Raw genomic sequence first — 7018 nt, 5'->3', positions numbered from 1 at the left:
GCGACGGCACGCCGGCGTGGAACCACGGCGACGCGGACCACAGGCCGCCGGTCGGTGCGGGCCCGCGATCGCTGGGAGTAGCGTCGGCCCGGTGACCAGAACCACGCGCGAATTCGACATCGTCGTCTACGGGGCGACCGGCTTCGTGGGAAAGCTGACCGCGCAATACCTGGCCCGAGCGGGCGGCGCCGCCCGCATCGCGCTGGCCGGCCGGTCGACCGACCGGTTGCAGGCGGTCCGGGAGACGCTGGGTGACGCCGCGCAGGCGTGGCCGGTGCTGCGCGCCGACGCGTCGGCGCCGTCGACGCTGCAGGAGATGGCCTCTCGCACCCAAGTGGTGATCACGACGGTGGGGCCCTACACGCGCTACGGGCTGCCGCTGGTCGCCGCGTGCGCCGCGGCGGGCACCGACTACGCGGACCTCACCGGGGAGGCGATGTTCGTGCGCACCAGCATCGACGTGTATCACAAGCAGGCCGCCGACACCGGGGCGCGGATCGTGCACGCGTGTGGATTCGATTCCATCCCTTCGGATCTGAGCGTCTACGCGTTGTACCGGGCAGCCGCCGACGATGGCGGGGGCGAACTCACCGACACCGACTTCGTGTTGCGCCGATTCTCCGGTGGGGTGTCCGGCGGCACCGTCGCGTCGGGGATGGAAATGCTGCAGACGGCCTCCACCGACCCGGATGCGCGACGCCAGCTCGCCGATCCCTACACGCTGAGCACCGACCGCGGCGCCGAACCCGAACTCGGCCGGCAGCCCGACCTCGTGTGGCGTCGCGGTCGCGACATTGCGCCCGAACTGGCGGGCAGCTGGACCGCGGGATTCGTGATGGCCCCCTACAACACCCGAATTGTGCGGCGCAGCAACGCTTTACTGGATTGGGCTTACGGACGGCGGTTCCGGTACGCCGAACACATGAGTGTGGGTTCGTCGTTCACTGCGCCCGCTGCGTCGGCGGTGATCACCGGGCTCGGCACCGCGGTCTTCGGCTTGGGCAGCCGCTACTTTCGGCTGCTGCCCCGCCGACTGCTCGAACGCGTCGCGCCCAAGCCCGGCAGCGGTCCCAGCGCCGCCGTCCGTGAGCGCGGTTTCTACCAGGCCGAGACCTACACCACCACGACCACCGGTGCGCGCTACGTGGCCGCCATGGCCCAGCAGGGTGACCCGGGCTATCAGGCGACCTCGGTGTTGCTGGGGGAGAGTGGACTGGCGCTCGCGCTGGACCGCGACGCGCTCTCCGATCTGCGCGGCGTCCTCACCCCGGCGGCCGCGATGGGCGACGCGCTGGTGGCGCGGTTACCGGCCGCGGGTGTGTCGATCGAGACGGCCCGGCTCTAACCGCTGACCCGAACAGCCGTCAGACCACGCCGTCCGGGTTAGGGTCGTCACGAGTTGACGACAGCACCCCAGCAACGAAAGTGGACCCGCCATGGCCGGCCTTGACGATCTCTTCGCCCAGATCCCTACCGGGGAAATCGCCGCCACGCTCGGTGTCGACGAGAGCGAGGTGGACAGCGCGGTCAAGTTACTGGTGCCGGTGATCGTCGGCGGTCTGCACCAGCACGCCCAAGACCCCGACCACGCGTCGGCAATCGAGTCGGCGGTCAGCGATCACGCGGCCAGCGGGTTGCTGGACAGCGGCGCCGGCGTCGCGGAGGTCGACGAGAACGCCGGCCAGACGGCGATCGCGAAGATCTTCGGCGGGAACGACACCGACGCGGTCGCCGCGGCGCTGTCGGGCGCCGGAGCCGGCACCAGCGAGCTTCTGCAGAAACTGCTGCCGATGCTCGCGCCGATGGTGCTGGCCTACATCGGCAAGCAGATGACGCAGCAGAAGGCGCCCGCACCGGAGCAGGCTTCCGGCGGCGCCCTCAACGAGGTGTTGGGCAGCATTCTCAGCGGGATGTCCGGCAGCGGCAACAAGTCGCTGGGCAGCGTCCTGGGCAACGTGCTGGGCGGGAAAGCCGGCGACATCCTCGGCGGGCTGCTGGGCGGCACGAAGTAGCCGGCGCCGGCGCCGCACCAGGGCGGAGTCCGGGCGGGCTCCGACCCTTCCTAGAATTGACCGGTGTCCAGCCCCGGCCGTGCCGCCGGTCGGCTGCCCAAGTCCTGGGAGCCGGCCGGCGTCGAGAGCACGCTCTACCAGGGCTGGGTCGACGCCGGGTATTTCACCGCAGACCCCGCCAGCACCAAGCCGGCCTACTCGATCGTGTTGCCGCCACCGAACGTGACCGGCAGCCTGCACATGGGCCACGCGCTGGAACACACCATGATGGACGCCCTGACCCGCCGTAAGCGGATGCAGGGCTACGAAGTGCTCTGGCAGCCGGGCATGGACCACGCCGGTATCGCCACCCAGACCGTGGTGGAGACACAGCTCGCGGCCGACGGCACGACCAAAGAGGAGTTGGGCCGGGAGCGGTTCGTCGACATGGTGTGGGACTGGAAGCGGGAGTCCGGCGGCGCGATCGGGGCCCAGATGCGCCGGCTCGGTGACGGCGTGGACTGGAGCCGCGACCGGTTCACCATGGACGAAGGTCTGTCCCGGGCGGTGCGGACCATCTTCAAGCGGCTCTACGACGCCGGGTTGATCTACCGGGCCGAGCGGCTGGTCAACTGGTCGCCGGTGCTGCAGACCGCGATTTCGGACCTGGAGGTGCGCTACCGCGACGTCGAAGGTGAGCTGGTGTCGTTCCGGTACGGCTCGCTGGACGACTCCGGGCCGCACATCGTCGTCGCCACCACGCGGGTCGAGACGATGCTGGGAGATACCGCGATCGCGGTGCACCCCGACGACAACCGCTACCGGGACCTGGTCGGTACCGCCCTCCCGCACCCGTTCCTGGACCGACGGGTTGTCGTCGTCGCCGACGAGCACGTGGACCCCGAATTCGGCACCGGCGCAGTCAAAATCACGCCCGCTCACGACCCGAACGACTTCGAGATCGGGTTGCGGCACCAGCTGCCGATGCCCTCGATCATGGACCCACGCGGCCGGATTGCCGGCACCGGAACGCAATTCGACGGCATGGACCGCTTCGACGCTCGGGTTGCGGTGCGCGAGGCACTTGCGGCACAGGGCCGGGTGGTGCAGGAGAAGCGTCCCTATCTGCACAGCGTCGGGCACTCCGAGCGCAGCGGGGAACCGATCGAGCCGCGGCTGTCGTTGCAGTGGTGGGTTCGGGTGGAATCGCTGGCCAAGGCCGCCGGGGACGCAGTACGCAACGGGCAGACCGTGATTCACCCCGCGAGCTTAGAACCGCGCTGGTTCGCCTGGGTCGACGACATGCACGACTGGTGCATCTCGCGGCAGCTGTGGTGGGGGCATCGGATCCCGATCTGGTACGGCCCCGACGGTGCGCAGGTCTGCGTCGGCCCCGACGAAACTCCTCCCGACGGGTGGCAGCAGGATCCCGACGTCCTGGACACCTGGTTCTCCTCGGCACTGTGGCCGTTCTCCACCATGGGCTGGCCGTGGAAGACGCCGGCGCTGGAGAAGTTCTATCCGACAAGCGTTCTCGTCACCGGATACGACATCTTGTTCTTCTGGGTCGCACGGATGATGATGTTCGGCACCTTCGTCGGCGACGACGATGCCATCACCCTGGGCGGCCGGCGCGGGCCCCAGGTGCCGTTCACCGATGTCTTCCTGCACGGGCTGATCCGTGACGAGTTCGGCCGCAAGATGAGCAAGTCAAAGGGCAATGTCGTCGACCCGGTGGACTGGATAGACGAGTTCGGGGCCGACGCGCTGCGGTTCACGCTGGCTCGCGCGGCCAGCCCCGGCGGGGACCTGTCGATCGGCGAGGACCACGTCCGGGCGTCCCGCAATTTCGGCACCAAGCTGTTCAACGCCACCCGGTTCGCGTTGCTCAACGGTGCTCGCGCGGCGCCGCTGCCCATCCACCTGACCGACGCCGACCGGTGGATCCTGGGCCGGCTGGAAGAGGTTCGCGCCGAGGTCGATTCGGCGTTGGACGACTACGAATTCGGCCGGGCCTGTGAGGCGCTCTACCACTTCGCCTGGGACGAGTTCTGCGACTGGTACGTCGAATTGGCCAAAGTGCAGCTTTCCGAAGGTATCTTGCATACTACGGCGGTGCTGGCCGCGGTGCTGGACACCCTGTTGCGGCTGCTGCACCCCGTCATGCCGTTCGTCACCGAGTCGCTGTGGAAGGCGCTCACCGACAGCGAGTCTCTGGTCATCGCCGAATGGCCGCAGTCATCCGAGATGGGCCCGGATCCGGTTGCTGTGCAACGGATCAGCGACATGCAGAAGCTGGTGACCGAAATCCGGCGGTTCCGCAGCGATCAGGGCCTGGCCGACCGGCAGAAGGTGCCCGCGCGGCTGAGCGGTCTGCGCGACGACCTGCACGCTCAGGTGGCGGCGGTGACGGCGCTGGCGTGGCTGTCCGACGCCGGGCCGGACTTCCGGCCGTCGGCGTCGCTGGAGGTGCGGCTGGGTCGCGACAACACCGACGCCGTCGCCGTCGAGCTGGACACCTCGGGCACCATCGACGTCGACGCCGAGCGCCGCCGCCTAGAGAAGGACCTGGCCGCCGCGCACAGGGAACTGGCCGCCACCGGCGCCAAACTCGACAACGCCGACTTCCTGGCCAAGGCGCCCGCGGCCGTCGTCGACAAGATCCGCACCCGCCAGGCGCTGGCGCGCGCGGAAGTGGACCGGATCGCCAGCCGGCTGGCCGCGATGTGACGCACGTGCCCGCGCCCGACGAGGTCGCCGCGCTGCTGCAGGTCGAGCACCTGCTCGACCAGCGCTGGCCGGAAACCAAGATCGAGCCCAGCCTGGACCGGATCAGTCTGCTGATGGACCTGCTCGGCTCGCCGCAGCGCAGCTACCCGTCGATCCACATCACCGGCACCAACGGCAAGACGTCGGTGGCGCGGATGGTCGACGCGCTGCTGACCGCGCTGCAGCGCAGAACCGGCCGCACCACCAGCCCGCACCTGCAGTCCGCGGTGGAGCGCATCGCGATCGACGGGACACCGATCAGCCCGGCGCGCTACGTGGCGACCTACCGGGAGATCGAGCCGTTCGTGCACCTGGTCGACGAGCGGTCGCAGGCCGCCGACGGTCCGGCGATGAGCAAGTTCGAGGTGCTCACCGCGATGGCGTTCGCCGCGTTCGCCGACGCGCCGGTCGAGGTCGGGGTGATCGAGGTCGGCATGGGTGGCCGGTGGGACGCCACCAACGTGATCGGCGCTCCGGTGGCCGTCATCACCCCGGTGGGCCTGGACCACGTCGAGTACCTCGGTTCCGACGTCGCCGGGATCGCCGGTGAAAAAGCGGGCATCATCACCAGATCGACCGGCGCGATCGACACCGTGGCGGTCATCGGGCGTCAGCTGCCCGCGGCGATGGATGTGCTGCTCGAGCACGCCGTGCGCGCCGACGCCCAGGTGGCGCGGGAGGACTCCGAGTTCGCAGTGCTGGACCGGCGGGTCGCTGTCGGCGGGCAGCTGCTGACCCTGCGGGGTTTGGGCGGCGTCTACCCCGACATGTACCTGCCGCTGCACGGCGCGCACCAGGCCCACAACGCGGCGCTGGCACTCGCGGCGGTGGAGGCGTTCTTCGGCGCCGGCGTGCGCCGTCAGCTCGACGTCGACGCGGTCCGCGCCGGGTTCGCCGCCGCCACCAGCCCCGGCCGGCTGGAACGCATGCGCAGCTCGCCGACGGTGCTCATCGACGCCGCCCACAATCCCGACGGGGCCGCGGCGCTGGCCGCGACGCTCCGCGAGGAGTTCGACTTCCGGTTCCTGGTCGGCGTTGTTAGCGTGCTGGCCGACAAGGACGTGGCCGGCATCCTGCGGGCGCTCGAGCCGGTGTTCGACCGGATCGTGGTCACCCACAACGGGTCGCCGCGGGCGCTGGACGTCGAGTCGATGGCGTGGGCCGCCGAGCAGTGGTTTGGGCCCGACCGGGTGCTCACCGCCGACAACCTGCGCGCGGCCGTCGACACCGCCACCGCGCTGCTCGACGACGCCGGTGCGCGGGCGGACACCTCGGGCACCGGCATCGTCGTCACCGGCTCGGTGGTCACCGCCGGGGCCGCGCGCACCGTGTTCGGTCGTGATCCGGCGTGAGCGACCAGCCCGGCGCACCCGACCCGTGGCGGAGTTTCCGCGCGGTGATGGCCGGCACGCTGCTGCTGGAAGCGATCGTGGTGCTGCTGGCGCTGCCGGTGGTCGGCGCCGTCGGCGGCGGGCTGACACCGGCCGCGCTGGTGTTCCTGATCGGTGTGGTGCTGGTGCTGGTGCTGCTGACCGCGCTGCAGGGCCGGCCGTGGGCCATCTGGGCGAACCTGGCCGTGCAGCTGCTGCCGGTCGCCGGATTCCTGGTCTACCCGGGGGTGGGTTTCATCGGCCTGCTGTTCGCCGGGGTGTGGGCGCTGATCGGGTACTTCCGCGCCGAGGTGCTGCGGCGCCAGCGACGCGGGCTGTTGCCCGGGCAGCTGCGGCCTCCGGACTGAGCTGCACGGTACGCTGTGCGCCGTGACACGCGCCGGCGACAATGCAGTGGGGGCACGCCCACCCGCGCAGCGGCGAGGGGGACGCGGCGATGACGAGGAGCGGCGTTGATGGTCGAGCGGACCCTGCTGTTGATCAAGCCCGACGGAGTGCAGCGACGCCTGGTGGGCGAGATCATCGGCCGCATCGAGCGCAAAGGCTTGGCGATCGCGGCGCTGGCACTGCGCACGGTCGGCGACGAACTGGCCCGCCACCACTATGCCGAGCACGCGGGCAAACCGTTTTTCGAGTCGCTGCTGGAGTTCATCACCTCGGGACCGCTGGTGGCGGCGGTCGTGGAAGGCCCGCGCGCAATCGCGGCGGTGCGGCAGCTTGCCGGTGCGACCGACCCGGTCGACACGGCTGCGCCCGGCACCATCCGCGGCGACTTCGGTCTGGAGACGCAATTCAACCTGGTGCACGGGTCGGATTCGCCCGAGTCGGCGCAGCGTGAGATCGCCCTGTGGTTCGACACGTGCTAGG

The 7018-nt window shown here is 70.2% G+C and carries 6 protein-coding genes; all 6 read left to right on the top strand.

The window, feature by feature from the left end; all coding sequences use genetic code 11:
* Positions 1-91: 91 nt before the first annotated feature.
* The 6 genes from ABDW21_RS00535 to ndk all read left to right on the top strand — a co-directional run bounded on the left by ABDW21_RS00535 (position 92) and on the right by ndk (position 7017).
* Entirely contained in the window at positions 92-1345 is a 1254-nt protein-coding gene (locus tag ABDW21_RS00535) for a trans-acting enoyl reductase family protein (RefSeq protein ID WP_343600994.1), read from the top strand.
* 91 nt (positions 1346-1436) lie between these two features.
* The gene (locus tag ABDW21_RS00530; protein ID WP_343709924.1) at positions 1437-2012 is read left to right on the top strand and encodes a DUF937 domain-containing protein; all 576 of its coding nucleotides are present in this window, start codon (positions 1437-1439) and stop codon (positions 2010-2012) included.
* A gap of 63 nt (positions 2013-2075) precedes the next feature.
* Entirely contained in the window at positions 2076-4721 is a 2646-nt protein-coding gene (locus ABDW21_RS00525; protein ID WP_343709923.1) for a valine--tRNA ligase, read from the top strand.
* A gap of 5 nt (positions 4722-4726) precedes the next feature.
* Positions 4727-6112 (top strand): folylpolyglutamate synthase/dihydrofolate synthase family protein, encoded by a 1386-nt coding sequence (locus ABDW21_RS00520; RefSeq protein ID WP_343600991.1) that lies wholly within the window; start codon positions 4727-4729, stop codon positions 6110-6112.
* Entirely contained in the window at positions 6109-6498 is a 390-nt protein-coding gene (locus ABDW21_RS00515; RefSeq protein WP_343600990.1) for a DUF4233 domain-containing protein, read from the top strand. Before ABDW21_RS00520 ends, ABDW21_RS00515 begins: the two co-directional genes overlap by 4 nt.
* Positions 6499-6606: 108 nt before the next feature.
* Positions 6607-7017, top strand: coding sequence for a nucleoside-diphosphate kinase (gene ndk, locus ABDW21_RS00510; RefSeq protein WP_343600989.1), 411 nt, complete (start codon positions 6607-6609; stop codon positions 7015-7017).
* The last annotated feature ends 1 nt before the right edge of the window (position 7018 follow it).

Source organism: Mycobacterium sp., assembly GCF_039583805.1.
Classification (GTDB): Bacteria; Actinomycetota; Actinomycetes; order Mycobacteriales; family Mycobacteriaceae; genus Mycobacterium.
The sequence above is the reverse complement of the archived record's forward strand: the minus strand, read 5'-3'. Positions and strand labels throughout refer to the sequence as shown.

Coding starts and splice junctions, on each gene's coding strand:
- ABDW21_RS00530 (WP_343709924.1), top strand. CDS start 1,437: ATGGCCGGCCTTGACGATCTCTTCGCCCAGATCCCTACCGGGGAAATC.
- ndk (WP_343600989.1), top strand. CDS start 6,607: ATGGTCGAGCGGACCCTGCTGTTGATCAAGCCCGACGGAGTGCAGCGA.